This window comes from Streptomyces sp. NPDC001568, assembly GCF_042893755.1.
Classification (GTDB): Bacteria; Actinomycetota; Actinomycetes; order Streptomycetales; family Streptomycetaceae; genus Streptomyces.
Map to the genome: position 1 here is coordinate 245,848 of NZ_JBIAVF010000002.1, position 26,135 is coordinate 271,982.

At 74.0% G+C, this 26,135-nt stretch carries 19 protein-coding genes; 11 read left to right on the forward strand and 8 right to left on the reverse strand.

From position 1 onward, the window contains the following. Nucleotides 1-137 precede the first annotated feature (137 nt). Complete coding sequence (locus tag ACFY0I_RS04265; protein WP_388889910.1) at nt 138-788, forward strand: alpha/beta hydrolase family protein; 651 nt, start codon at nt 138-140, stop codon at nt 786-788. Nucleotides 789-860: 72 nt separating this feature from the next. Here ACFY0I_RS04265 and ACFY0I_RS04270 read toward each other — a convergent pair whose 3' ends face one another. Further along, a complete protein-coding gene (locus ACFY0I_RS04270) occupies nt 861-1,919 on the reverse strand; it encodes a polyprenyl synthetase family protein (protein ID WP_388890662.1) in 1,059 nt (352 codons plus the stop codon). Nucleotides 1,920-2,236: 317 nt separating this feature from the next. Between ACFY0I_RS04270 and ACFY0I_RS04275 the strand changes: the two genes are divergently transcribed. From ACFY0I_RS04275 to ACFY0I_RS04285, 3 genes are all read left to right on the forward strand, one after another. Next, nucleotides 2,237-3,082, forward strand: a complete 846-nt coding sequence (locus ACFY0I_RS04275) for a peptidoglycan recognition family protein (RefSeq protein WP_388889913.1) — start codon at nt 2,237-2,239, stop codon at nt 3,080-3,082. Between the two features lie 39 nt (nt 3,083-3,121). Beyond that, the gene (locus ACFY0I_RS04280; protein ID WP_388889916.1) at nt 3,122-3,664 is read left to right on the forward strand and encodes an FABP family protein; all 543 of its coding nucleotides are present in this window, start codon (nt 3,122-3,124) and stop codon (nt 3,662-3,664) included. A gap of 89 nt (nt 3,665-3,753) precedes the next feature. After that, nucleotides 3,754-4,428: a DUF2278 family protein gene (locus ACFY0I_RS04285; RefSeq protein WP_388889918.1), complete on the forward strand. Its 675-nt coding sequence runs from the start codon at nt 3,754-3,756 to the stop codon at nt 4,426-4,428. A 99-nt stretch (nt 4,429-4,527) separates the two neighbouring features. On the opposite strand, the gene ACFY0I_RS04290 is transcribed toward ACFY0I_RS04285, so the two are convergent. The 7 genes from ACFY0I_RS04290 to ACFY0I_RS04320 form a co-directional block, all read right to left on the reverse strand. Next, complete coding sequence (locus ACFY0I_RS04290; protein WP_388889921.1) at nt 4,528-5,319, reverse strand: class I SAM-dependent methyltransferase; 792 nt, start codon at nt 5,317-5,319, stop codon at nt 4,528-4,530. A 57-nt stretch (nt 5,320-5,376) separates the two neighbouring features. Beyond that, entirely contained in the window at nt 5,377-6,339 is a 963-nt protein-coding gene (locus ACFY0I_RS04295; protein WP_388889924.1) for an aldo/keto reductase family oxidoreductase, read from the reverse strand. A 149-nt stretch (nt 6,340-6,488) separates the two neighbouring features. After that, the gene (locus ACFY0I_RS04300) at nt 6,489-6,851 is read right to left on the reverse strand and encodes a hypothetical protein (protein ID WP_388889926.1); all 363 of its coding nucleotides are present in this window, start codon (nt 6,849-6,851) and stop codon (nt 6,489-6,491) included. Between the two features lie 85 nt (nt 6,852-6,936). Further along, a complete protein-coding gene (locus ACFY0I_RS04305; RefSeq protein ID WP_388889929.1) occupies nt 6,937-9,021 on the reverse strand; it encodes a SpoIIE family protein phosphatase in 2,085 nt (694 codons plus the stop codon). Nucleotides 9,022-9,136: 115 nt separating this feature from the next. Continuing rightward, on the reverse strand, nt 9,137-10,372 hold the full coding sequence (locus tag ACFY0I_RS04310; RefSeq protein WP_388889931.1) for an anhydro-N-acetylmuramic acid kinase: 1,236 nt from the start codon (nt 10,370-10,372) through the stop codon (nt 9,137-9,139). Further along, the gene (locus tag ACFY0I_RS04315) at nt 10,369-11,736 is read right to left on the reverse strand and encodes an MFS transporter (RefSeq protein WP_388889932.1); all 1,368 of its coding nucleotides are present in this window, start codon (nt 11,734-11,736) and stop codon (nt 10,369-10,371) included. Before ACFY0I_RS04315 ends, ACFY0I_RS04310 begins: the two co-directional genes overlap by 4 nt. A gap of 117 nt (nt 11,737-11,853) precedes the next feature. After that, nucleotides 11,854-13,287, reverse strand: a complete 1,434-nt coding sequence (locus ACFY0I_RS04320) for an Ig-like domain-containing protein (RefSeq protein WP_388890665.1) — start codon at nt 13,285-13,287, stop codon at nt 11,854-11,856. 293 nt (nt 13,288-13,580) lie between these two features. Between ACFY0I_RS04320 and ACFY0I_RS04325 the strand changes: the two genes are divergently transcribed. From ACFY0I_RS04325 to ACFY0I_RS04355, 7 genes are all read left to right on the forward strand, one after another. Then, nucleotides 13,581-14,201, forward strand: coding sequence for an L-threonylcarbamoyladenylate synthase (locus tag ACFY0I_RS04325; protein ID WP_388889934.1), 621 nt, complete (start codon nt 13,581-13,583; stop codon nt 14,199-14,201). A 508-nt stretch (nt 14,202-14,709) separates the two neighbouring features. Further along, nucleotides 14,710-16,362, forward strand: a complete 1,653-nt coding sequence (locus ACFY0I_RS04330; protein WP_388889937.1) for a BTAD domain-containing putative transcriptional regulator — start codon at nt 14,710-14,712, stop codon at nt 16,360-16,362. A gap of 106 nt (nt 16,363-16,468) precedes the next feature. Next, nucleotides 16,469-18,670: a TOMM precursor leader peptide-binding protein gene (locus ACFY0I_RS04335; RefSeq protein WP_388889939.1), complete on the forward strand. Its 2,202-nt coding sequence runs from the start codon at nt 16,469-16,471 to the stop codon at nt 18,668-18,670. Then, nucleotides 18,660-20,633 carry a TOMM precursor leader peptide-binding protein gene (locus ACFY0I_RS04340; RefSeq protein ID WP_388889942.1) on the forward strand — a complete coding sequence of 658 codons (1,974 nt, stop codon included), beginning with the start codon at nt 18,660-18,662 and terminating at the stop codon, nt 20,631-20,633. The genes ACFY0I_RS04335 and ACFY0I_RS04340 overlap by 11 nt, the downstream gene beginning before the upstream one ends. 40 nt (nt 20,634-20,673) lie before the next feature. After that, nucleotides 20,674-22,233, forward strand: coding sequence for a SagB family peptide dehydrogenase (locus ACFY0I_RS04345; RefSeq protein WP_388889945.1), 1,560 nt, complete (start codon nt 20,674-20,676; stop codon nt 22,231-22,233). A 30-nt stretch (nt 22,234-22,263) separates the two neighbouring features. Next, the gene (locus tag ACFY0I_RS04350) at nt 22,264-25,065 is read left to right on the forward strand and encodes a lantibiotic dehydratase (protein ID WP_388889948.1); all 2,802 of its coding nucleotides are present in this window, start codon (nt 22,264-22,266) and stop codon (nt 25,063-25,065) included. After that, nucleotides 25,053-26,135, forward strand: a complete 1,083-nt coding sequence (locus tag ACFY0I_RS04355; protein WP_388889951.1) for a lantibiotic dehydratase C-terminal domain-containing protein — start codon at nt 25,053-25,055, stop codon at nt 26,133-26,135. The genes ACFY0I_RS04350 and ACFY0I_RS04355 overlap by 13 nt, the downstream gene beginning before the upstream one ends.

Sequence of the window (26,135 nt, forward strand, 5' to 3'; positions counted from 1 at the left end):
CGCAGCACCTTTGCCGCAGCTGACGCGACGCGCGACTCGGTTGCCGCGATCCGGGGCGCGCTGATCTGGTGCCGGAACGGAGCACGGCGTGACCCGCAGGCCGTCGTCGAGGAACAGCCTTGTGGCGAAGGAGCGAGATGCAGGCACTGACACTTGGTCCCACGAACCATGAGCGTGTCGTGCTCTTCGCTGCTGGAGCCGGCGGCGATCCGGAGCGATATCGGCCCGTCCTGGACCACCTGGCAGCCGGTGGCTGCCAGGTCATCGCGCCCCGCTTCGAGCGCTTCGCCGCTCGGGAGGCGACCACGGCTGAGCTGCTCGCGCGCCCGGCCGGGCTCGTCGAGGCACTTCACCGGTGGGGGTCGCCGGACGCGTCTGTCGTGGTGGTCGGCCACTCGATCGGTGGTTGGGCTGGTCTCTGTCTCGCCGGTGCGACGCCCTGGGGGCGGGACGGCAGGCCGCTGGATGTTCCACGCGAGCCACGCGTCGACCGTCTCGTCCTGTACACCCCCGCTACCGGCTGGTTCGCAGCTCCGGGTGCATTGGACGCGGTGACGGCGCCGATGCTCGTCTTCGCGGGGGAGTTGGACACCGTCACGCCCGTCGAGCAGGCCGTCCACTTGAAGAGTGCGCCGGCCCGGGTCGACCTTCGCGTCGTGCCGGGGGCTGGTCACTTCAGCTTCATGAACACCCCTCCGCCGGGCACGGTCGAGGACGAGGGCTTCGACCGTGCTCAGTTCCTCACGGACCTCGCGCGAGCGACCAAGGAGTTCGTCTTCACGTCCTGAGGTGACGTGACGCGCCGTCGTCGACAGGGCGAACGTTGCCCGATGTGGCGCCAGGTCCTGTCGAGCCAGGGGTCATCCGACCCCGGCCAGCACCTGGAGCGGCAGCGCCTCGAAGAAGGACACCGCCTCCTCCCGCCAGCGGGGGCGCCAGCGCGCCGCCTCGGCGGCGGCCCGTACGGCGTGCCGTTCGACGCCGGCGCGCAGGCTCTCCTCGGCGCCGCAGCGGCGGCCGATGTCCCGCACGGCCTCCACGGTGTCGGCCGAGCACTCCGGGTCGCCGAGCGCCGCCTCGACCACGGCCAGGTCCCGACCGCCCGCGGCGGCGAGTACGGCGGTGACCGCGTAGCTGCGCCGACCCTCGCGCAGGTCGTTTCCCGGGGGCTTGCCCAGGGTACGGGCGTCGCCGAAGAGGTCCAGGTGGTCGTCGCGCATCTGCCCGCAGATCCCGACCAGGCGCGCGTAGCGGCGCAGCTCCACGTCGAACGGCCGCGGGTCCGTGCCGCCGGCCAGCAGGCCCAGCTGGAGCGGGGCGAGGATGGAGTAGCGGGCCGACTTGTACTCGGCGACCTCGTGCAGGGTCTCCTCGTCGGGGAGCGCGGTGAAGTCCCGTTCCAGGTCGGCGATCTGGCCCAGGAGGGTGGCCGTGGCCGCCCGGGTCTGGACCTGCAACATGGCGTGGCGCAGCGGGAGGGGCGCGGCGGAGTCGAGGAGGACCTGCTGGGAGAGGAACGCGGCGAGGTCTCCGGCGAGGACGGCCAGACCGAGGGCCACCTGGGGGTGTTCGGGGAAGCGGGCGCGATAGGCGTGGTGGGTGGAGGGGCCGGAGCGTCGGGTGGGGCTGTTGTCGATGATGTCGTCGTGGATCAGGCCGTGGGTCTGCAGGAGTTCGATGCTCAGCGCGGCGTCGTCCAGGCCCGGGACGGGCTCGGTGGTGACCAGGCGGGCCGCCTCGTGGATCAGGGCCACGCGCAGGCGCTTGCCGCCCCGCAGGGACAGGTCACGGAGCAGGGTCAGGCATTCGGGTGCGAAGGCGCTGTGCGGGGGCGCGTCGAGGGTGCGTTCGAGTCCGTCGAAGTAGTCCGCGAAGAGCCGGGCGAAGTGCTGTTCGTACCCGGCCAGCCGGCCGCGCATCCGGTCGGACGGGGACGGCCGGTCCGCGGGTGGCGCGGGCGCGGGCTCATCCGATCGGTCCGACGGGAACGGCTCGGGCGAAGGGTCCGACGGGGCGTGCTGGTCTGCGCTGCCGGTCATGTGCGGGGTCTCCTGGGCGGGTTCCGGGCGGCCCGGGCCGGGTCCGACGGGGATGATCATACGTTCGCGTGGGCGTCCGAACGGGGGCAGTGCCTCCCCCGTCCGGCGGTGAGGTCGTTGCCGGGTGATCTCTTGCTCGTTGGGCGGTGGGCGCCGCGGCCCGTGGCGCCCCCGTCCTCGTCACAAGGAGCTCCCCCATGCGCGCTCGCGCCCTCGCTTCGCCCGGCCCAAGCCGTCGGATGGTCCTGGCCGGTGCGCTCGGGCTCGGGGCGGCGGCCGGGTGGCCCACCGCCGGTCACGCCCACGCCGCCGGGGGGCCGACGGTCTTCGGCTGCGCGGCGTGGGGGGCCCGGCAGCCGTCCGAGTCCGTGGTGATCCTGGCCGCGCCGCCGAAGCAGATCGTGGTCCACCACACGGCGACCCGGAACGTCGAGGACTACTCGCAGCAGCGGGCGTTCGCCCTCGCCCGGGCGATCCAGAACTACCACATGGACATCCAGGGCTGGATCGACACCGGCCAGCACTTCACCATCAGCCGCGGCGCCTTCGTCACCGAGGGCCGCCACCACAGTCTCGCCGAGCTGGATTCGGGCCGGCGGCAGGTGCGTTCGGCGCACTGCGTCGGCCGCAACGACGTGTCCGTCGGCATCGAGAACGAGGGCACCTACACCAGCGAGGAACCCCCCGCCCAGCAGTTCGAGGCCCTCGTCTCCCTGTGCACGCACATCTGCGACCGGTACGGCATCGCGCCGACCGAGATCCACGGCCACCGGGACTTCAACGACACCGCCTGCCCCGGCGACCGCCTTTACGCGCTCCTTCCCCGCCTGCGCAAGGACGTGGCCGTGCGGCTCGGAGTCCGCCTGGGCGAACCCGTGCAACAGCCCGGGTTCCCCGGCTTCCCCGTGTACGAGGGCCGCGACGCGTGGACCGGCCCGGCGGAGTACCTTCCGCCCGGCTCGCTGGAAGGGGAGCTCGCCCGTTGGACGGGACGCGGCTCCGCGGGCCGGGGCGCGGGCGGGGCCGGGCGCACGCCGCGCTAGGCTGCGGCGCGCGCGACCTCCAGACAGACGAAGGTGAACATGTTCGAGCCGGTGCAGGACAATCCGTACCCCGACAGCCACGTCCTCGGCGAGGGCCCCGCCCCGCATCCGCAGCTGGGCCCGGTGCTCGGACTGCTGGGGCGCTGGCACGGCCGGGGCGAAGGCCAGTACCCGACCCTCGACGCGGACTTCCGCTACGAGCAGGAGATCACCTTCAGCCACGACGGGCGCCCCTTCCTGCGGTACGAGGCGCGCGCCTGGCTCATCGACGGATCCGGCGCCCCGGTGCGGCCGGCCGGCCGTGAGGCCGGGTGGTGGCGGGTGTTGCCCGACGCGTCGCTGGAGGTCGTCCTGGCCCACCCCACGGGGATCGTCGAAACGTACGTCGGGCAGGTGGACGGGTCCGAGATCGAGATCCGGACGGACGGGGTGGCGCTGACCCCGAAGGCCAAGGAGGTCACCGCCACCCGACGCCACTACACCCTCGGCGACGGGGAGCTGACGGTGCTCCACGACATGGCGGCCGTCGGGCAGCCGCTCCAGCACCACCTGACGACGCGTCTGCGCCGCCGCCCGTCCTGACGGCGGTCGCTCACCCCGCGCCGGGGCACACCCCGCGTCCGGGCGCGGGGGCCGGGCGCGGGGCCCGGGCCGATGGTTGACTGGTCGGCATGCCATTCGACTCCTACGGCGTGCTGTCAGGGACCCTGCACCGGCACTTCCGCGACCGGCCCGACGACCAGGGCGCCTGGTTCCACGTCAATCTGGAGGTCGACGCGCCCGGCGGGCGGTACCGGTGCGCCGTCGACGTGGACAGCAAGCAGTCCGCCACCGGCGTGCGGTGGAAGACGCTCGTGCTGGCGCCGTCGGTCCTCGACCCGGTGCCCTCCCTGGCTCCCGGGTACCACGACCTCTCCATGAGCTCCGGTTCGGGCGCCCTCGACTACCTGCGGCATCCGGCGCTCGCCGACCGGCGCGGCTGTCTCCTGCCGCGCAACCCGCCCGCCTGGCTCCGGACGGTCGTCGACCGGTGGAGCCCGCCACGGCCGTGGGTCTCGGGCTCCAACCTCGACGCCGCCGGCGCGCTGGAACCCATGTTGGTGCCCGGACGGCCGATCCTCGTCTTCGGCGAGCCCTTCGCCCACCACGGCCCGGGGATGCACAACATCCACCAGAACCAGGGCGATCCGTACGGCAGCCGGTGGTGGGACGACAACGGGATCTGGCAGGACGGTGCCACTCTCACCCGGCGGCCGGACGGCTGGTACGACGTGTTCCTGAGCAGGTTCTCCAGTCAGCTCGATCCGACGGACGACGACGGCCACCCGGTGGCACCACCGACCTGAGGTGCCCCGGTGGCTCGTGCGGGTGGGGCCCCTCAGTCGCTGCCGGCGGAGCCTTGGGCGGAACGGGGCGGTCCCGGGCCGTCGGGCGCAACGGTGCGGTCAGACGGCCCGGCCGGTCGTGACGACGAGGGGCGGCGCGACCCGTTCGGCCTGCCACGAGCGGCTGCGGACGAGGTCGGGGTCCGCGACGGTCAGGGCCTCGTCCACGGTGGGGCGGTGCTGGGCGATGTCCCCGAACCCGGCGTGCTCCAGCAGGCCCGGGAGCAGGTCCACGGGCCAGGCATGGTTGTTCCGCTCCTCCCAGGTGCCGTCGGTGCGCAGCAGCCGTACGGTCAGCCGGTCCCCGGGCCCGTACCGCTCGCCCGGTTCGCCGATGCGCAGGGACGCGTACGCGGTGCCGCTGTGCGCGGGGTCGGTGCTCAGGAGCACGAAGAGGCCGCCGGGGCGCAGGAGGCGGCGGATCTCCGTGAGGACGTCGAGCACCGCCTCCCGGGTGGGCAGCGAGGCCAGGACGTGATTGCACATGACCGCGTCGGCGCAGCCGTTCGCCAGCGTGGTGACCCGTCCGTCCTCGACGAGGTGGAACTCCGCGACGGCCCGGGCGCCGTCGCGGGCCAGTGCCAGTATCTGCGGGGAGATGTCCACACCGATGACGTAGGCGCCGAGCCTGCGGGCGGCGCGGTCGGCCACCTTGCCCGGGCCGCAGCCGTAGTCCACGAGGACGGAGCCGGCGCCGATCCGGCGGGACAGCGTCCCGAACACGAACGGGTAGCCGAGGAGCCGGTTCGTGGCCGCCTCCATCGCCGCGTAGGCCTGCGCGCCCTCGCTCCCGGACCAGGCCGCGCCGCCCGTTTCGCCGGCCGGGCCGGGTCCCTCCGCGCTCTCGCTCACAGGCCCACTATCGGCCCGGGGACACCGCGCGGCGGTGTTACGACACGGTGGTACTCCCTACGGCAGCGGTACCCCGCGGGCGGTGGTCCACAGGGCGTACCACTCCTCGTGGGTGAGGTCGGGTTCGCGCAGGGCCGCGTCGCGGCAGGCGCGGATGCGCTCGGGGCGGGCGCTTCCGACGACGGGTGCGATGCCTGCGGGATGGCGCGTCAACCACCACAGCAGGACGGTTTCGGGTGTGGTGCCCTTGCGCCGGGCGAGGTCGACCAGGAGGTCGGCGGTGGCCCGTTCGGCGGGGGTCTCCTGACGGCCGGTGAAGCGGCCCTGGGCGAGGGCTCCCCAGGCCTGGAGGCGGATGCCGTGGTCGAGGCAGTGTTCGAGCGTGCCGAACGGGAAGCCGTTGGCGGTGGCCCCGCCGGTGTTGAGCAGGACTCCGGCCTCGACCCAGTCGCGGCTGTGCAGGCTCATCTCCAGTTGGTTGGCCACGAGCGGTACGTCGAGCCGCGCCTGGAGCCGCGCGATCTGCGGCGCGCCCATGTTGGAGACGCCGAAGGCCCGTACGAGGCCCTGCCGGTGCAGGGACGTCAGCGCCCCGGCGATCTCCTCGGGGTCGGCGAGCGGGTCGGGGCGGTGCAGGAGCAGGACGTCGATGACGTCGGTCCGCAGCCGGGTGAGGCTCTCCTCCACCCGTCGGGTGATGCTCCCCGCGCGCAGGTCGTAGCGGCCGGGGCCGTTCTCGTCCGAGAGACGGATGCCGCACTTGGTCTGCAGGGTGACGCGTTCGCGGAGCCCCGGAGTCCGGGCGAGCACCTCGCCGAACACGGCCTCGGCCTTGCCGTGCCGGTAGATGTCGGCGTGGTCGAACACGGTGATGCCACTGTCGAGCGCCGCCGATATCGCCGCCTCGGCGGCGTCGATGTCCAAGGGCCCGTACGGCTCCGGGTCCCAGCTCCCGCCCAGCCCCATGCACCCGTACAACACCCGGTACTCACTCGTTCGCACGTTCGGCTCGATCGTCACGCGCCCACCCTAAGCCGTGCGGCGCCGCACCCCGGGCCGTGACGTCCCGGCCCGGGAATCGTTGAAGGACCGGTCAAGCGAAGTGACCGTACGAGGCCCCGGGGCCGCGAAGCCCCGGGGCCTCGTGCTGTCGGCGTCCCGCGATCGCGTCAGCCCTGGCCCTTGATGTGGTCCACGACCTCGGCGAACTCCCGCGTCGGGGAGAAGTCGACGTACTCGCAGTCCTCCAGGGCCACCGGGACGTGCCCGGCGGGCCAGTAGAAGGCCTGCCCCGCCTCGTACACCTCGTCGCCGTCCTTCGTCACCATCTTCAGCCGGCCCTTGAGGAGGTATCCCCAGTGCGGGCAGGGGCACATCCCGTCCGGCATGCCCTTGAGGGCGGGAGCCATGTCGGTTCCCTCGGGGAACCGGACGAAGGCGACGGACAGGCCGCCCCCGATCTCCCGGGTCCGCAGCTCGACACCGCCGCCCTCGATCTCCACCGGTGTGCTCTCACGCGTCGTCGCCGTCATGGGTCTTCCCTCGCTCACCTGGGCCGGTGCGTGCGGTTCTCCCCCTTCCACCCTGGACCCCGTGGCGGCGCCGCGCGAGCGCGCGTCACCGGGAGGGTTCCGGAGGCCTCCGGGGAGTGCGGTGGACCCGGGCCAGGACGAGGACGGTGTCGTCCGCCGGCGGCTCGGGCAGGAGGCTCGCCAGGACGCGGTCGGCGACCGCGTCCAGCGGTTCCGCCGGACCGGCCGGGCGGCCGAGTTCGGCGCGCAGCGCGTCGAGCCCGGCCTCGATGTCGCGACCGCGCGCCTCGATGAGCCCGTCGGTGTACAGGGCGAGGACGGCGTGCTCGGGCAGTTCGATCTCCGCCGTGCGGAAGGGGAAACCGCCGACCCCGAGCGGGACGCCGAGCACCTCCCCGAAGGTCCGTACCGTGCCGTCGGGGTGGCGGACCAGGAGCGGCGGGTGGCCGGCGCTGGCGATCCGGGCCCGGCCGTTCGTGGCGTCGTAGACGAGGTAGAGGCAGGTCGCCAGTTCGATGCCCGCTTCCCGGGCGAGCGCGTCGAGCTCGCCCAGCATGGCCGCCGGTTCGACCTCGTGCCGGGCCAGGGCCTTGGTGGTGATCCGGAGCCGGCCCATGGCCGCGGCCGCCGGAACCCCGTGGCCCATCACGTCGCCGACCACGAGGGCGATCCGGTGGTCGGGCAGTTCGATCACGTCGTACCAGTCACCGCCGACCTCCGTCATACGGCCGCCGGGAAGATAGCGGTGGGCCACGTCCGCGTAGGGGCTGGTGGCCTGCGCGCTGGGCAGCAGGGCGCGCTGGAGGGTGAGGGAGATGTCCTGGACCCTGCTGTAGAGGCGGGCGTTGTCCAGACAGATCGCGGCGCGGGACGCCAGCTCCCCCGCCAGGGCGAGGTCGTCCTCGGTGAAGGCGGGCCGGTGCGCGGAGCGTCCGAACAGGGCGATCCCCTGGACGGTGCCGCGGGCGATGAGCGGGGCGACGAGGATGCAGGCGACGCCGCTGTCGGCGATGAGGCGGGCGCGGTCCTCGATGATGACGGTGCGGGCCAGGAACGCCGCGTCGACGGCGGAGGAGACGGGCCGGCCGGTGCGCAGCATGTCGTGGATGGCGGAGCCGGGCGGGTAGCGCACCCGCTCCACTCCGCCGACGAGTTCGTCGGCGGGCGGCGGCAGGATCGTCCCGAAGGCGATGCGCCGGGTGAGCAGCGGGCGGGCGGGGTCGAAGCGCTCGGTCTCGTCCATCCATTCCACGATCTCGACGACGGCTCCGTCGCAGAATTCGGGCATCGCCACCTCGACGAGTTCTCCGGCGGTGCGGCCGACGTCCAGAGTGGTGCCGATCCGGGTGGAGGCGCGGTCCAGCAGGGCGAGTCGGCGGCGGCCGGCGGCGGCTTCCAGGATGGCCCGCTCCCGGTCGGTGACGTCCATGATCAGGCCGCCGAGGCCGGGGCGGGTGCCGACCGCCCCGGTCAGGGGGAAGAAGCTCATCGAGCGGACCTGGTCCTGGTCCGGACGGCCCAGGGGGCGCAGACCCGTCAGCGCGCCGATGACGGGCACGCCGTCGTCGGCCACCCCGTGGAGCATCCGGCGGAACTCGGCGGCGTCGGACACGAGCATGACCTCGTCGACGCCGCGCCCGAGGTGCTCCGCAACGGGCAGGCCGTCCATGTCGGCGAGCGCCTGGTTGAGGTGGACGTAGCGGAGGTCCTCGTCGAGCATGACCAGGCCGACGGGGCAGGTCATGAAGAGGGCGTCGAGGAAGGCCAGGTTCGTCTTGACCCGGTCGAGCTCCTCGCTGCGGCTCGCCAGGCCGAGGACTTCCGAGCGGCCGGCGGCGCCGGTCAGCGGGAAGACCCGGAATCCGCACGCGAAGTCCGTCCCGTCGCGGTGTCGGGCCGTGAGCCGCCCCCGCCAGTAGCCCTCCGTCCTGGCCCGCCCGGTCAGGCGGGCGGCTTCCTCGGGGCCCCCGGCCAGGAGCAGGCCGGCGGGACGGTTGAGCACCTCGTCGGCCTCGTGGCCGAAGAGGTCACGGGCGCCGGGTCCCCAGTGGCAGACGCGCCCGTCCTCGTCGATGCCGAAGACGGCGACGGACACGTGTTCGAGCAGGGTCCCGGGCTCGGACGGGAAGGGCCCCTGCGCCCGCTCGCCCCCCGGCCGCACCGCTGGCACGAGACGCCCCCTTCCACCTGCCGGTTCCTCCACTCACTATGCGGACGGCGGCCGATTAAAGCGAGGCGAGGCGTCCGCGCAGGCGTACGCGCGTTCGAGGTCGGTGCGGCGCCCTTCAGCGGACGATGCGCCCCTTCCGGTCCGTACGAGGGCCCTGTTCCACGGGGGCGACCGGCCGCGCCACCACGAGGGAGAGCGGCGGGCGGGACGGCCGCGCCGGCAGGTCCAGTGGGCGCCGGCCCGGGGTGAGGGTGCCGAGGATCCGCGGACCGCGGGCACCCGTGCAGCCGGGGGCGTTGCCCGGCAGCCCGTGGTAGGCCAGGAAGCCGAGGACGGCGAAGGCGTACGCCTCCTTCGCCCCGGCGGGCAGACCGAGCAGTTCGGAATCCAGCAGAGCCGTACCGGGCGGCAGTTCCTCTCGCAGTGCGGACATCAGGGCCGGGTTGCGGGTGCCGCCGCCCGAGGCGAACACCTCGGTGACGCCGAGCGGTCGCAGCGCGTCCGCCACGGTCCGCGCGGTCAGACGGGTGAGGGTGGCGAGGACGTCCTGCGGGGCGAGGCCGTCGCAAACGGCCAGGGCCCCGTCCAGGTATCCCGGGTGGAACAACTCCTTGCCGGTCGTCCTGGGCGCGGGCAGCGCGTAGTACGGCTCCGCCAGCAGGCGGCGCAGGAGCGGTGCGTGGACCCGTCCGGCGGCGGCCAGGGCGCCGCCCTCGTCGTATCCCGGTCCGTCCGGGCGGAGTTGGCGTACGGCGGCGTCCATCAGGGCGTTGCCCGGGCCGGTGTCGAAGGCCAAGGGCGCGCCGGCGGCCGGCAGGGCGGTGACGTTGGCGATGCCGCCGATGTTCAGGGCCGCGGGCACGCCGGGGCGACCGCGCAGCAGCATCAGGTCGACGAGGCCGACCAGGGGCGCGCCCTGGCCGCCCGCCGCGACGTCGCCGGGGCGGAAGTCGGCGACGACGGGGCAGCCGGTGGCCTCGGCGATCCAGGCGGGACGGCCGATCTGGAGCGTGCCGTGGACGACGCCGTCGGATGCCCAGTGGTAGACGGTCTGCCCGTGTGAGGCGATCAACTCCGCTGCGCCCGAACACAGTTCGCGGTCGGCCCGGACGGCGAGCGCGGCGAAGGCCTGGCCGATGCGGGTGTCGAGCACGCACACGTCGGCGAGGGTGGTGGGCGCGGGCGGCAGGGCCGCGGTGAGCGCGGTGCGCAGGGAGTCCTCGTACGGGGCACTGACCATGCCGAGCGGAACCAGGCGCAGGGTCTCGCCGCCGTCGACGAACGTGAGGTCCGCGGCGGCGGCGTCGATCGCGTCGTGGGAGGTGCCCGACATCAGGCCGACGACCCTCATCGCAGGGGTCGCAGGTGGTCGTCGCGGCGCAGGCTCGCCAGGGCGACGGCGCTGAGGGCGCAGGCACCGGCGGCGTAGTACGCGGGGACGTCGGTGTCACCCGTCGCCGCGATCAGGGCCGTGACGACGAGGCCGGCGCAGCCGGAGAACACGGCGTTGGCGAGGGCGTAGGCCAGCCCGAGCCCGGTGCAGCGCACGGACGCGGGGAACATCTCCGCGAGCATCGCCGGCCCGGGTCCGGCGAGCAGTCCGACCGCGGCGCCCGCTCCGAGGAGGCCGGCCGCCTTGGCCGGCGCCGCGGCGCCGGGGTCCTGGAGGAGGTGCAGGAGCGGCAGGGCGAGCAACGTGACGCACAGGGCGCCGCACAGCATGACGGGCCGGCGGCCGACGCGGTCGCTGAGGATGCCCGCGGGCAGGATCGCGGCGGCGAAGCCGAGGTTGGCGACGGTGGTGGCGATCAGGGCCTCCTGGAAGGACGCGCCGAGGGTGGCCTGGAGGTAGGAGGGGAGCACGACGAGGAAGGTGTACCCGGCGGCCGACCACCCCATGATCCGCCCGATGCCGAGCGCGATGGCGCGGGCCGTACCGGGAACGGTCGGGGCAGGGACGGTCGGGGCGGGGCCGACCGCCCCGGGGCTCGGCGCCGGCCGGTCCGGCGGGGCTTCGGGGGATCCTTCGGGCCGGTGCGCGCCGGCGGGTTCCGTCAGGCCGGTGCGCAGCCACAGCGCGACCGCGCCGAGCGGCAGGGCCAGCAGGAACGGGATCCGCCAGCCCCAGTCGTACAGGGCCTCCGGCGAGAGCAGGCCGGCGGCCGAGGCGGCCGTGCCGGCGCCCGCGAGCAGGCCGAGGGCGACGGTGAAGGACTGCCACGCGCCGTGGCGGCCGCGCTGCCCGGGGGGTGCGCTCTCGGTCATCAGGGCGACCGCGCCGCCGAACTCCCCGCCCGCGGACAGGCCTTGCAGGGCGCGCAGCAGGGTGAGCAGCCAGGGCGCCGCTTCACCGACCGCGGCCCGGGTGGGCAGCAGGCCGATCAGGGTGGTGGCGGCGGTCATGAGGCAGATGACGAGGATGAGGGTCGGGCGACGGCCGACGCGGTCCCCGAGCCGGCCGAACAGCAGGGCTCCGACGGGCCGGAAGAAGAAGGCCACCGCGAAGGAGGCGTAGGTGGCCAGCAGCGGGCCGGCGCCGGCCGGGCCCGTCGCGGTGTCCGGAGTGAAGAACCGGGCGGCGATGACCGTGGCGAAGCAGCCGTAGACGCCGAACTCGTACCACTCGACGAAGTTGCCCGCCGCGCCCGCGAGCAGGGCGCGGCGCGGGTGGGTGACGGCCGGCGGTGCGGGGCCGCGCAGTTGGAGAGGGGTCACCGGTGGTGGGTGCCCGGTGCGCGGCGCGGGGATGCCTCGGGGCCGTGTGGTTCAGCACATCGGCCCCGGCCGGCGGAAGGGGACCCCGCGTCGTCACCTCGTCACCTTGTCACCTCGTCATGTCGTCGGGTGCAGCCGGGAGGCCCGCAGCGGGTCGGCGGGCGCGCCGGCCGGGCCGGCCGCGAGGGCGCTGCCCGACAGCCAGGTGCGCCAGTCCAGGTTCCAGTCGCCGATGCCGTTGCTGAAGGGGGGCATCGCGTCGCCGCCGCTGTTGACGACCTCGACGATGTCGCCCTCGCGCACGGTGTCGAAGAACCACGCGGCGTCCTCGGTGCTCATGCCCGTACAGCCGTGACTGACGTTCTCCTCCCCCTGCGCCTCCACGGACCAGGGCGCGGCGTGGACGTACTCGCCGCTCCAGGTCACCCGTGTCGCGTAGTGGACGGGCAGGTCGTAGAACTCCTTGGTGCCGCGCCCGATCCCGACGGAGTCCCCGCGCATGCGGACCTTGCGCTCCTTGCCCAGGACGACCTTGATGCCGCTGCGGGTCCGGAAGCCGGCCTTGCCGGTGGTGACCGGGATCGTCCTGATGACCCGTCCGTTGCGGCGTACGGTCATCTCGTGCGAGGCGGAATCGGTGATCGCCTCGATCCGGTCGCCGACGGTGAACTCGATGGGCTCGGACGGTCCCCCGTACCCCTGGTCGCCGAGTTCGACCCCGTCGAGTCCGCTGCGGACGCGGACCACGGTGTGGGCCGGCCAGTAGGTGCGGGGACGGAAGTGGAGCGTCGAGTCGTCGACCCAGTGCCAGGCGCCCTCGACGTGCGGCTGCGACGTCACCTGGAGGGCCTGCTCCAGTCGGGTGCGGGCCCGCGTGTCGTTCGCGGGAACGGGTCGGCTGAGTTCGGCCGTGACGATCTCGCCCGCGCCGTACGTGCCGGGCCGGGGCCCGAGGTCCGCGGTGAGGCGGCCGTCGGCGGCGGAGGCGGGCGGCGCGGTCCTGAACGTCATGGTCGCGGCGACCGGGACGCCGGATCCGTTCTGGGCGCCGACGCGCACGGTGTAGCGCTCGCCCGCCCGCAGCGGCTCGGTGTTGCGCCAGCGCCCGGTGCCGGGTTCCAGTTCGCCGGCCAGGTGACGGCCGTGGGCGTCGTGGACCGTGACGTCGGTGACCCGCCCCGAGGCCTCCGCGGCGATCTCCAGCGGGCCGTCGGCGTCGGTCGGCAGGACGTCCCCCGCGACCGCGTACGGGCCGCGCAGTACGGCCCCCTCGCCCCGGGCGGTCGCCACCACCCGCTGTTCCCGCCAGGCGCCGCACAGGCCCGCCCGGAACGTCCCGGCGGCGCACCGCACGGCGCCGGTCCCGGCGCCGCGGCCCACGTCGAGCGCGCGTGAGACCAGTAGGGTCACGGCCGCTTCCGGGGGCGCACCGGCCCCCCATTGCGGGGTGCCCGCTCCGGGGCCCCGGCCGGGGGCGGCGGCCACGACCAGCACGGCGCCCGTCACCGCGGCCACGACGCTCCAGGCCCTCGTCCGCTTCGTCCGCGGCATCGCCACGCAGGCCTCCCTGATCTCGTACTCCGGATGGCAGCATCAAAACGATCGGGAGCCAAAACGATGATCACAAACTCGGTCCTGGGGCCGAACGGGTTCGCGAAGTGAACCCGGACGGAGCACTTCCCCTTGCGGGAACGGCGGATTCGCGCCGGCGCAGGGCGCGCCGGGGCACGGCCGGGTGCCCTTCGGGGCGGCCGGGAGTCGCCCACCGGGCCCGCCGGGAGCCGCCTTCCGGGCCCAACCGGCGGGCGGCCGAACGCAAGGTTCCGGTCCCGTAGGCTCGGCGGATGGCGAAGTACTTCGACGTGCACCCCGAGAATCCTCAGCGGCGCACCATCAGCAGCGTGGCCGACAGCATCCGTTCCGGGGCGCTCATCGCGTACCCGACCGACTCCTGTTTCGCTCTCGGATGCCGGCTCGGCAACCGGGAGGCCCTCGGTCGGATCCGGTCCATCCGTGATCTCGACGACCGACACCACTTCACCCTCATGTGCCAGAACTTCGCGCAGCTGGGGCAGTTCGCGCACATGGACAACGACGTCTTCCGCGCCATCAAGGCGGCCACGCCCGGCCCCTACACCTTCATCCTCCGTGCGACCTCCGAGGTGCCGCGGCAGCTGCTGCACCCGAAGAAGAAGACCGTCGGGGTCCGGATCCCCGATCACCTCGTGACGCAAACCCTGCTCGCGGAACTCGACGAGCCGTTGGTGTCCAGCACGCTGCTGCTGCCCGACGAGGAAGAGCCGATGACGCAGGGCTGGGAGATCAAGGAGCGACTCGACCACGAAGTGGACGCGGTGCTCGACTCGGGCGATTGCGGCATCCGCCCCACCACCGTGATCGATTTTTCGAGCGGCGAGGCCGAGATCGTTCGCCATGGCGCGGGCGACACGACGCGATTCGAGTAACCGCCACCTCCCGTCCCCATCAGGGCGGATTCCGGTTCGGGGGCCGGAATCCGCTGGGCGGAGCGCTTGAATCCGGTCACGGAGGACTATGGCAGGGGCAAATTGCTCCATTGAAACTCGAGCGATCCAGCCATCGGAACTCGTTTATGTATGAACAGTCTTGGTGCGTCGACAGTAACTCGGTGAGGCGCCGGGGTTACCGAGGGGGGAAGTCCGTATGCGGGGTTCGAATTGAGCCGGCCCACGACTCGACTTTCACAAGATCCGTTATGTAGGGTTCCAGTCATTCACCGTCCAACGGGGGGCGGCGAGCAACCCCATGCGATGGTCCGGACTATTTCCGGAGTGTGTCAGGGGCGGGGCTCAGCGACCACCATCCCCCGCCACGCTCCACAGACACCTACGCGACCCGACACGGGGGACCATCATGCGGTTCCAGCTATTGGGGCCCCTGAGCATTGCGCACGGCCCCGAGACAGTAGTCCTCAAACCGTCCAAGCCGACCAGTTTGTTGGCCGCACTCCTCCTTCATCCCGGTACGGTCGTTTCCACCGACTACCTGCTGCGCGCGGTATGGGACGAGGAACCGCCCGCCACGGCGCGAGCGGCCCTCCAGACTTGTGTGCTGCGGTTGCGGAGGCTATTCGCGAAATACGGCATATCCGCGACCACCATCGAGGCCGTGCCCGGTGGTTACCGCATGCGCAACGACACCGGGACCCTCGACCTCGTGCTCTTCCGCTTACTGGCCGCGAAGGCCCGGGCCGCAGCCGGCACCGACGAGGAGTTGTACCGGCTCAGGGAGTCCCTCTCGCTCTGGCAGGGCCAGCCGTTGGCCAACGTGGCCTCGCGCATGCTCCAACGGGACGCGGTGCCCGCGCTGGAACAGGAGCGGCTGCGCGTGCTGGAGCGGATATGCGACCTGGAACTCGCCGCCGGGAACTGCCATCAGGTGCTCGTCGACCTCTACGAGAGCGGCCGCAGGCACCCCGTACGGGAACGGTTCACCGAGCAACTCATCGAGGCCCTGTACCGCACCGGCCGGCAGGCGGAGGCGTTGGCCGAGTACCGCACGGTGCGCGACCGGCTCCGCGACGAGCTCGGGGTCGACCCCGGGCCGGGCCTGCGTCGCCTGGAACTGGCCATCCTGCGCTCCGAGGAACTGGGGCCGCCGCGCGCGGAGGAGCAGGCTCCTTCGCCGGCGACGCCGCCCGCGCTGCCCCCCGTACGTCCCCCCGTGACCGGCGGGATCCCGCCGGTCCCCGGCTTCGCCGGGCGGGCGACGGACCTGCGGACGATGGCGCTGCGCCTGACCGACGCCGACGGACCCCGGCTGCTCGTCGTCTCCGGCGCTCCCGGGATCGGCAAGTCGGCGCTGGCCCACCAGTGCGCGCACCAGGTCCAGGACGCCTTCCCCGGCGGGGTGTTCAGCATCGACCTGGGCGGGCCCGAGGGAAACGGTGTCACGGCCCAGGAGGCCCGTGCGCTGCTGCCCGAGCCCGGCGAAGGGCGCCGGTTGCTGATCCTGGACAACGCCACCGGCGCGGGTCAGGTGCTGCCGCTACTGCCCGCTTCCGGTGACGCTGCCGTCCTCGTGACCAGCAGGCGCGGGCTCGCGGCGGTCGTCGCCACACACGGCGGGGCGGTCCACCGGCTCGATGTCCTCGGCCCGTCCGAAGCGCACGGGCTGCTCGCCGGCCTGGTCGGGGCGGAACGGATCGCCGCCGAGGAACAGGCCACCCGTGAACTGGCCTCCGTCTGCGGGTACTTCCCGCTGGCCCTGCGCATCGCCGCGGGGCGGCTGCTCACCCGGCCCGGGCTGTCCGTCGCGGACTGCGCCGCCTGGCTGTCGCAGGACACCCCCGAGCGGCTGGCGCTCGCCGAGGATCCCCGGCTCTCCGTCCCGGAGGTCCTCGGTCAGGCCCTCAGCACTCTGGCGCCCGAACTCCGGGAAACCTTCCTGCGGTTCGGCACCCTCGACCCCGGCCCCGGCGCGTGCGACGCCGGATCCGGCTCCGTGCTCGAACAGTTGGTGGAAGCCGGGCTGCTGGAGGACGGCCCGCCCGGCCAGCCGTACCGGATCCATGCCTTCCTTCGGGTCTACGCGCGGTGGTTGGCCCGGGAACGCGACGGCGCGGCCGTGGTACCCGCGGCCCGCTGACCGTCCTCCACGCCCTTCTCCACGCCGGGCGTCGCTCCCGCACACCCTTCAACGGCATTTCCCACCTCGCACCACCGTCCCACCAGACCGCGAACAGAGGTGTTCCATGTCTCAAGCCAGCTACGAAGCCGTCGCCACGTCCCGCCCCCGGATCCGTCGGGACGTGCTCTTCACGCAGACCCCCGAGGGGGTCCTGTTCCACAACTCCGACGGCGGGTTCCGCCTCAACGCCAAGGCGGCGTACCGCTTCGCCACGCTGATCGTCCCGCACCTGACCGGCGAGCACTCCGTCGCCGAGCTCTGTCAGGGGCTGGGCGACCCCCAGCGCGCGATGGTCGGTGACCTCGTCAAGACCCTGTACGAGCGGGACTTCGCCAGATCGGTCGCGCAGCCGGAGCCCGTGGCGCGGGCCGCCGCCCCGGACCCGGACGTCGCGCGCCGGTTCGCCCCGCAGATCGCCTACGCCGATCACTACGCCGACGACGCCGAGGCCCGCTTCCTGCGCTTCCGCGGCACCCGCGTCGCCGTCCTCGGCGAGGACCCGGTCGCCCGCTGGTGCGCCCTGAGCCTGGTCCGCAACGGCTGCGCCGAGATCGGCCTGCTTCCCGCACTGGAGCCGTCCGAGATCCTCGCCGAGGCCGAGGAGGCCCGCGCCGACGGCGCCCCGGTGCGCGTCCACACCCTGCCCGAAGCGCGGGGCCCGCTCGACTGGGACCGGTTGGAGGGCTACGACTTCGTCGTGGTGACCGGCGGCACGGCCGCTCCGGCCCGGCTCCTCCCGCTGCTGCGCGCCGGCATACCCGAGGGGCGCGCCCTGCTCCCGGCCTGGTCGTACGGGGACGACTGCGTCGTCGGGCCGCTGATGACGCGGGGCACCGCCGGCTGCTGGGCCTGCGCTGCGCTGCGCCTCGGCGCGGCACGCGGCGGTACGGGGGCGGCCGACCTGTGGAGCTCCCTCGCGCTGCCGGACGCGGCGCCGCCGGCCGGTCCGGTGCCGGGACGGCCGCTGGCCGCGATGATCGGCAACCTGCTCGGCTACGAGGTGTTCCGCGCGACGTCGGGCGCGCTGCCCGCCGAGACCGCCGGGCGGCTCCTCGTCCAGGACACGGCCTCGCTGGACGTGGCGGCCGAGCCCCTGTTCCCGCACCCCCGCTGCCCGTTCTGCGCCGACGAGGAACCGGCCGCGCCCATCGACCTCGCCGCTGCCGGGACCACCGACACGCCGGCGCTGCCGACGCTGGAGACGGCCCGCGACGCGGACGACCTCGTCGCAGAACTGAACCGGCGTTCCGCCCTGGTGCAGCCGCTCGCCGGAGTGTTCACCCGGTACGCGGACGAGGAACTGACGCAGATCCCGCTCAAGCTCGGGGTCGTGGAACTGGGCATCGGGCACGCCGGGCCGCGCTCGGTGGCCGCCTTCGACATCCACCACGTGGCCGGGGCCCGGATGCGCGCCCTGGACGCGGCGGCCCTGGTCTACGTCGAGCACGTGGTACCCGCGCGGGACCTCGTCACCGACGGCGGGGACGGGCCGACCGTGGCTCCCTCGGCGCTCTCCACGTCCAGCGGGATCCCCGGCGCCGCCGGGGCGCTCCAGCGGGCGTTCTCGCTGCTGACGAAGGAGACCGTACTGGTTCCGGCGGGCGCCGTGCGGCCGTTCGGGCCGCACAACGCGGAGCGGCTCTTCGAGCGGACCCGGGCCGGGGCGGGCGCGGGCCCCTCCCCCGCCGACGCCGCGGCGGCGGGCCTGCTGTCGGCGCTGGGCCACGCCGCGCTGCTGCGGGCCGTACGGGGCGCCGCGGCGACCCTGGTGCCGCTGCCGGAGCCGGCCGGCGAGGACGCGGAACTCGGCTTCCTCGTACGGTCGGCGGACCGGCTGGGGATGGAACTGGAACTGCTGGACCTCGGAGAGGGGGCGCGCAGCGGGGTCGAGGTGCTGCTGGCCCGGTCGGGCGGGCGCTGGGCGCTCGGTGAGGGCCTGGACCGGCGCACGGCGGCAGTCGCCGCCCTGCGGGAGCTGCTGGGCGTGGCCCAGTACGAGGCGGACGACACCCGCGGCGGCCTCCGGGCCGACACCGGGGACCCGCTGGTGCACGACCTCGACGCGCGGGCGCTGACGGTGTCGGGGCCGGCCGGCCCCCTGGACGCGGAACCGGCGCGCTCGTGGGACGGGGTGCTGGAGCGGCTCGCCGCGGCCGGGCTCGACGCGTACGTCGCGGTGACGGGGTCGCGGGAGCTCGCGGGCGCGGGCGTCCACACCGTGCGGGTGCTGCTCGCGGCGGTGCGGGAGCCGGGCGATGACGCGTAACGGCCGCCGCCCGCTGGTGCGGGTCGGGGCCTCGGTCGCCGACGGGCTCGGGGCGGGCGCCGCGCGGCGGTTCGCGGCCCTGCTGGAGCGGTCCCTGTCGACCCTGGACGGTCCGCCGGTCGCCCTGTCGGTGCTCGGCCTGCGGAACGCCTTCGCCGCCCCGGCCCCGGAACCGGAGACGGGCGCCGGATCCGGCGACGACGGCGTGCCGGTGAGTCTGTACGGCCACCAGGCCGTGGTCGGCCCGCTCGCGCCGGCGGCGGGCGGCCCCGGGTGCGCACGCTGCCTGGAGCGGCGTTGGCAGGCCGTCCGATCGGTCGCGCTGCGCGACGCCCTGGAGTTGGGCGGGGGAACCCGGCCGGCGGGCGAGTGGCCTTACGCGCACGCCTTCGCCGCCGACGCGCTGGCCGCACTGGTCGCGCTGGTCGCGGCCGACCGGGACGCCCCCGGCGGCTCCTCGGGTCCCGGCCGCGGGGTGTTCCCCGAGGTGCGGCTGCTGGACCTGCGGGTCGGCGCCGTCCGGCGCTACCCGCTGGTGCCCGACCCGGAGTGCCCGGGGTGCGGCGCGCCCACCGTGGACGCGCCCGCCGAGTTGACGCCGGCGCCCGCGCCCAAGTACCGGCCGGGGGCGTTCCGTACCCGGCCCGTGGAGGCGTACGACCTCGAGGTCGCGGCGTTCGCGAACCCGCTGTGCGGGGCCCTGGGACCCTCGCTGGTGCAGGACGTCTCCTCGACCTCCACCTCGGCGACCATCGGGTGCTTCTCGATGCGCTCGGGCGAGTACCTGCGCGAGACGTTCTGGGGCGGCCACACGGACACCTTCGACCGCAGTGCGCGCGTCGGGGTGCTGGAGGGGCTGGAGCGGTACGCGGGCATGCGCGCGCGGTCCCGTACGACCAGCGTGAGCGGAACCCTGCGGGAGTTCGGGGCGTCGGCGGTCGATCCGCGCCTGGTGGGGCTCTACAGCGACGCGTTCCACCGGGACAACCCGAGGGTGCGCCCCTTCGACCCGGACCGGACGATCCCGTGGGTGTGGGGGTGGTCGCTGCGCGACCGGGAGCCGCGCCTGGTACCGGAGGTGCTGACGTACTACCACGCGCCGGGGCTGGAGAACCGCTTCGTGCAGGAGAGCTCCAACGGGTGTGCCTCGGGCGGGAGTACGGCCGAGGCCTGCTACTTCGGGCTGATGGAGGTCGTCGAACGCGATGCCTTCCTGCTCGCCTGGTACGGACGGCAGCCGCTGCCCGAGATCGACCCCGCGACCAGCTCCCGGGCGTCGACCCGGGCCATGGTCGACCGGCTCGCGCTGTACGGGTACCGGGCGCGGTTCTTCGACACCCGGATCAGCTTCCCGATCCCGGTGGTGACCGCCGTCGCGGAACGGTTCGACGGCGGGCCGGGGCGGATGTGCTTCGGCGCCGGCGCCGGGCTGGATCCGGAGTCGGCGCTGGATTCGGCGCTGTGCGAGATCGCGACGGACGCCGTGAACCTGGCCGGGCGCACCGAGCGGGACGAGGCCCGGCTGCGGGCCATGGCCGCCGACTTCGACCTGGTGACGGCGTTGCACGACCACCCGCTGGTCTACGGGGTGCCGGAGATGGGCGCGCACGCGGACTTCCTGCTGCGCGGCGGGACCGGTGACCCGCTGCGGTCCGTGTCGGCCCTGGCCGCTCCCGGGGGCGTGGCGTCCGACGTCCGGGAGGACCTGGACCGGTGCGTGGAGGCCGTCGCCGCCGCGGGGTTCGACGTGGTCGTGGTCGACCAGACGCTGCCGGAGCAGCGGGCGTTGGGGCTGCACACGGTGAGCGTGCTGGTCCCCGGGCTGTTGCCGATCGACTTCGGCTGGTCGCGGCAGCGGGCGCTCGGCATGCCGCGGTTGCGGACCGCGCTGCGCGAGGCGGGACTGCGCGAGCGGGATCTGGAGCCCGCCGACCTGAACCCCGCCCCGCACCCCTTCCCCTGACCCGGCAGCCGTCGTGTCCGACATGAACCGAGGAGGACTTGTGGGCTACGCCCATGACTACGCCAGCGCCATCATGCACCGGGGCCGGATTCCCATGGAGCCCGTCGACTTCGTACCCGACTGGGCCGACCGCCCCCGCAAGGCCAAGTTCTATCCGGACGCGGAGACCCTGCCGCTGCCGGAGCCCGCGCGCGCGGCGGGTGCCGTACCGGCCGGCGGGTTCAGCCTTCCGCTGCTGTCCGGGATGCTTCAGGACTCGTACGGGCTGAGCGGGCGCCGGCTCGGCGTGCAGGCCAACACCGACCTGGCGGCGCTCCCCCACTACACGCAGGCGAACTGGTCGCGGGGCACCTCCTCCGGGGGCGGGCTCTACCCGGTCGGGGTGTACTGGGCGGCCGGTCCGGGCGGGCCGCTGACGCCGGGGGTGTACCACTACGCGCCGCACCAGCACGGGCTGCGCCGGCTACTGACCGGCGATGTGACCGGTGACGTCCGGGAGGCGCTCGGCGGGGGCGCGGAGGGCGCGTCGCAGTACCTGGTGCTGAGCGTCAAGTACTGGCAGAACGCGTTCAAGTACAACAGCTTCTCCTTCCACGCCGTGAGCATGGACATCGGCACGGTGGTGCAGACCTGGCGGCTGTGGGCGCGGGAGCACGGGCTGCGGATCGCGCCCGCGCTCTGGTTCGACGAGGAGCGGCTGGCCCGGCTGCTGGGTGTGGACCCCGAGGAGGAGGGGGTCTTCGCGGTGGTCCCGCTGGAGTGGGAGGGCGCGGCGCCGGCCCTCGGGGGCGCGGGAGCGACCGTTCCGGCCGAGCGGCCCCGGGTGCTTCACCGGGACGCGGAGCGCTCCCGGGAGGTGCTCGGTTTCGAGACCCTCCAACGGATCCACGCGGCGACCCTCGGGCGGGCCGCCGACCGTCCGGCGCCGGGCGCCCTGGACGCGGCGGCCGCGTACCCGCCCCGGGGCACGGACCCGGTGGCGCTGCCCGCGCCGGCCGCGGCAGGGCTGCCGGTGGCGGACGCGCTGCGGGCCCGCCGCAGCAGCTTCGGCCGGTTCGACGCGACCAGGCCGCTCGAGGCGGACCGGTTGGCGGCCACCCTCGCGGACTGCGCCGCGACCGCGGTGGGCAGCGAGGCCGAGGGGCCCGACGGGCCGCGGCTCACCTCCTTGTACGTGTTCGTCAACCACGTCGAGGGGATCGCGCCGGGCAGCTACGCCTACGACCCGCGGGCGCACACGCTGCGGCTGGTGGTTCCGGGAGCGCCGGGCCCCTTCCTGCAGAGCAACTACTTCCTGTCCAACTACAACCTGGAGCAGGCGGGAGCGGTGCTCGTGCCCACCGTGCGCACGACCGCGGTCCTCGACGCCGTCGGTGACCGCGGCTACCGGCTGGTGGGGGCCGCCGTCGGAGCGGTCGCCCAGACCTTCTACACCACGGCCTCCGCCCAGGGTCTCGGCGCCGGCGTGGCGCTCGGCTTCGACAACATCGCCTACCGCGAGCAGTTGGGGCTGATGGAGACCGACGAGGCCCCGCTGCTGATCATGCTGCTCGGTCACGAACGGCCGCAGCCCGCCGACTTCCGCCACGAGATCGCCTGAGCGGGCGACGAGAGAAGCAGGAAGACCAGGATGAACACCACTACGCAATGGCACGCCGGCGACCGTTTCATGCTGCGCGTGGCCGGCCTTCCCCTGTCCGCCGCCGATGCGTTGCGCTGCCCGGACACCGGCCGCTGGGCGGCCGACGTCCTCGCGGCCGAGGAGGTGTTGCGCGTGGACGCGCAGTGCCTGAGCGAGGCGCTGCACCGGGCGGTCGGCGCGACCGACCCGGAGCCCGGCGGGGCGGGCGCCGCCCTGCGCCGGGACCTGCTGAAGTTGCGCCGGCAGATCCACAACGGCCGGCTGCCCGCCGATCCGGACGCCGCGCTGCGCACGGTGGCGGCCCTGGGCGGATCCGACGCGGAAGCCGTCGGCGAGCGGTTGGCCGGCTGGCTGAACCGGCTGCGGGAACTGGAGAAGCTGCTGGCCGAGGGCGAACCGCTGCTGGCGTCCGACCTGGGGCGGGGCCGGGAGGCGCTGCGCGAACTGCTCGGCGACGAGCGGTTGCGGCACGGTCTGCTGCTCGCCTCACCGGTCCTGGAGGGGCAGCTCGACGCCTACGCGGCGGCCACCACCGAGGGTCGGGTGCCGGGCGGCCGGGCGCGCAAGGCGGAACGGTCGGTGCTCTCGTACCTCTACCGCACCGCCTGCAAGACCAGCCCCTTCAGCACCTTCACCGGCGTGGCGACGGGCCGCTTCACGGACGGGGAACAGGCGGAGGAGGACCGGACGGACGGGATCCGGGTCGAGGACCGCTGGGAGAGCCACGTACGGCTCAACGTGGTCGTGCTGGCTCGGCTCGCCGAGCTGATCCTCGCCGACCCGGTGCGCCGGCGGGACCTGCCGCTGCGGCCGGCCTCGGGCTGGGGCCGCGAGGACGACCGGATCCGGTACGTGCGCCGTCAGGTCACGGCCGGGGACGACGCGGCCGCGGTCACCTTCGACGCCGTCAAGGACCGGCTGTTCTTCCTGCGCCGCAGCGGCACCCTGGACCGACTGCTAACCCTGTTCGCCGAGCGGGCGCAGCAGCCCGGCGGCGGCGACCTGCGCCACCAGGAGCTCGCCGACTGGCTGGCGCGCGAGCACGACGCGCAGCCCGCGGAGTGCGAGGCGTACGTGGGGGCCCTGCTGCAACTCGGCATGGTCCGGGTGCCCTGCCTGGACACCGAGGTGCACGGCGGCGATCCGCTGCGTGCCTTCCAGCGGTCGCTGAGGGGGCTCGAGCGGCCCTGGGCCGACGACCTCGCGGAGCTGCTGGACGAGCCCGCCCGGGTGCTGGAGCGCTATCCGCGGGCCGACCGGGACGAGCGCGCGGCACTCCTGCCGGCGCTGCGCGCGGGACTGCGCCGGGCGCAGGAGGAGCTGGGCGCGGCCCCGGACACCCCGCTGCCCCAGACCCTGGTCTACGAGGACGTCAGCGCGGGCCGGGACCTGAGCGCGCCGCGACCCGCGTGGGCGCGGGCCGGGGATGGTGGCGCGCTGCGTTCGGTGGAACGGATCCTGCCCGCGTTCGACCTGACGCTCGCGCAGCGGATCACCTTCGAGGGGTTCTTCACCGCCCGTTACGGGCAGGGCGGTCGCTGCGAGGACCTGTTGGGGTTGGTCCACGACTTCCACGAGGACTTCTTCGACCAGTACCTGTCGTTCTCGGCACGGCGCACCCCCTTCGACGCGCAGGGCGAGTACGTGCCGGAGGAGAACTGGCTGGGGCTGCCGGGCATCCGGGCGCTGGACGCGGCCCGGCGGACGTTCGTCGGCCGGATGCGGGAGCACTGGGCGGCGTACCAGGAACACGACGGGAACGAACTCCGGCTGACGGAAGCGGACATGGCGGCGGTGGCCGGTGAACTGGATTCGGTGGCAACGGGGTTCGCGCCGCGCTGCCACCACCTCCAGTTCGCCCACGACCCGGGCACGGGTGAACGCCTGACCGTACTGAACCGCTCCTACGGCGGGCTCTCCTTCCCCTTCAGCCGGTTCACCCACGTGTACGAGGAGCAGGGCGACCGGCCCGCACTCGACGGGCGGCTGCGCGCCACCGCCGCCGACGTCACCCCGCCCGGTGCGGTGTTCGCGGAGGTCACCGGGGGGCCGGTCACCACCAACTTGAACCTGCACGGGCGCCTCACCGACTACGAGATCGTCTGCCCGGGCGAGAGCGGCACCCTGCCCGAGGACCGACTGCTGCGGCTCGACGACCTGTACGCGGAGCACGTACCGGCCACGGGCCGGGTCGTGCTGCGCTCGCGACGGCTCGGGGTGGAGGTGATCCCGGTCTACCTGGGCTACCTGGTGCCGCTGGCCCTGCCCGCCGTACCGCGCACCCTGCTGCTCCTGTCTCCGTCGTCGATGTCCCCGCTCGACGTCTGGGCGGGCGTGCCCGAGGCCGCGTCGCACGGCGGGGTGAGCGGGCGGCCCCGGGTCGTGCACGGGGACCTGGTGCTGAGCCGGCGCAGTTGGAGCACGACGGCCGGCGCGTTGCCGGCGCACGGCGCGCAGGAGGCGGCGCACTTCCTGGAGTGGCAGCGCTGGCGGCGCGCGCACGGGCTGCCGGAGCGCGTCTTCGCGACGGTGTCGGCCGGTCCGTCCGCGCTCGGCGCGAAGCCGCAGTACGTGGACTTCGCGAGCCTGCTGTCGCTGGCCGCCTTCGAGCCGCTCCTGCGGGAGCCCGGTCACCGGGTCGTGTTCCGCGAGATGCTCCCGGATCCCGGGGGCCTGCACACCCGTTCGGCGCGCGGAGCGCACGTCGCCGAACTCGCCGTGGAGACCTTCACGACGACCACGAACGCAATCACCCCGAGCCCGGAGGACGGTCCCCGATGTCAGAGATGACCCCGACGCGCGGTGCGTGGCAGGCCCTGCACGTCTTCTACGCCGCCAACCCGCAGCCGCTGCTGGTCAACTGCGTGCGCCCGCTGATCGCCTCGCTCACCGAGGACGGGCTGCTGGCCGGGCACTTCTTCATCAACTACTGGCTGGAGGGACCGCACGTGCGACTGCGGCTGCGGCCGGTGAGTCCTGAGGCGGAGCCGGAGGTCCGCCGCCGCGCGCAGGAGGCGGTGTCGGTGTTCCTCAAAGCCCGACCGGCGCTCTACGAGGTGGATTCGGGCTTCCTCAACGAGTTCTACAACACCCTGTTCGACATCGAGTTCCCCGAGGGCGACCGCGCCGCGTTCATGGGCGCCGACGGCCGGATGAACCTGCGGCCCAACAACTCCTTCAGCGAGGAGCCCTACGAGCCGGAGTACGGCAAGTACGGCGGCCCGGCCGGCGTCGAGCTGGCCGAGTGGCACTTCGCGCACTCCAGCGACCTGGTCATGGAGGCGCTGAGCACGATGAACCTGCACGTGCGCACGGTCCTGTTGGGGACCTCTGCCCAGCTGATGATGGTGATGGCCGGGGTGTTCCTGCCCGACCGGGAGGAGCTGGGCGGCTATCTCGACCGCTACTACCAGTTCTGGCACCAGGCCTTCCCCGGCACCGGGTTCATCGGGTCGGCGGAGTACGACCGCACCTACGCGCAGACCGGTCCCGGGCTCGGGCGCCGTTTCGCCGCCGTCCTGGAGGCCGTGGGCTCCGGCGAGACCGGCCGGCTGCCCGGGTTCCTCGCGGGGTGGGCCGAGCACTGCCGGGAGTTGCGCCGGCGGGCCGAGGCCCTCGCCGTCTCGGGCGAGCTGGTGTTCCGGTCCTGGGACGGCAGCCGGGACGAGAAGGTGACCGACCCGGCGGTGGCGCTGCCGCTGCTGCTGTCCCCGTACATGCACATGACCAACAACCGGTTGCACGTGACCATCCGTGACGAGGCCTACCTGGCGCACCTGCTGGGCCGGGTCCTGCGCGAGGGCGGAGCCGTCGCGACGGGCTCCGCCGGGGGTGCGGCGACCGGGGTGGTCGGGTCGTGA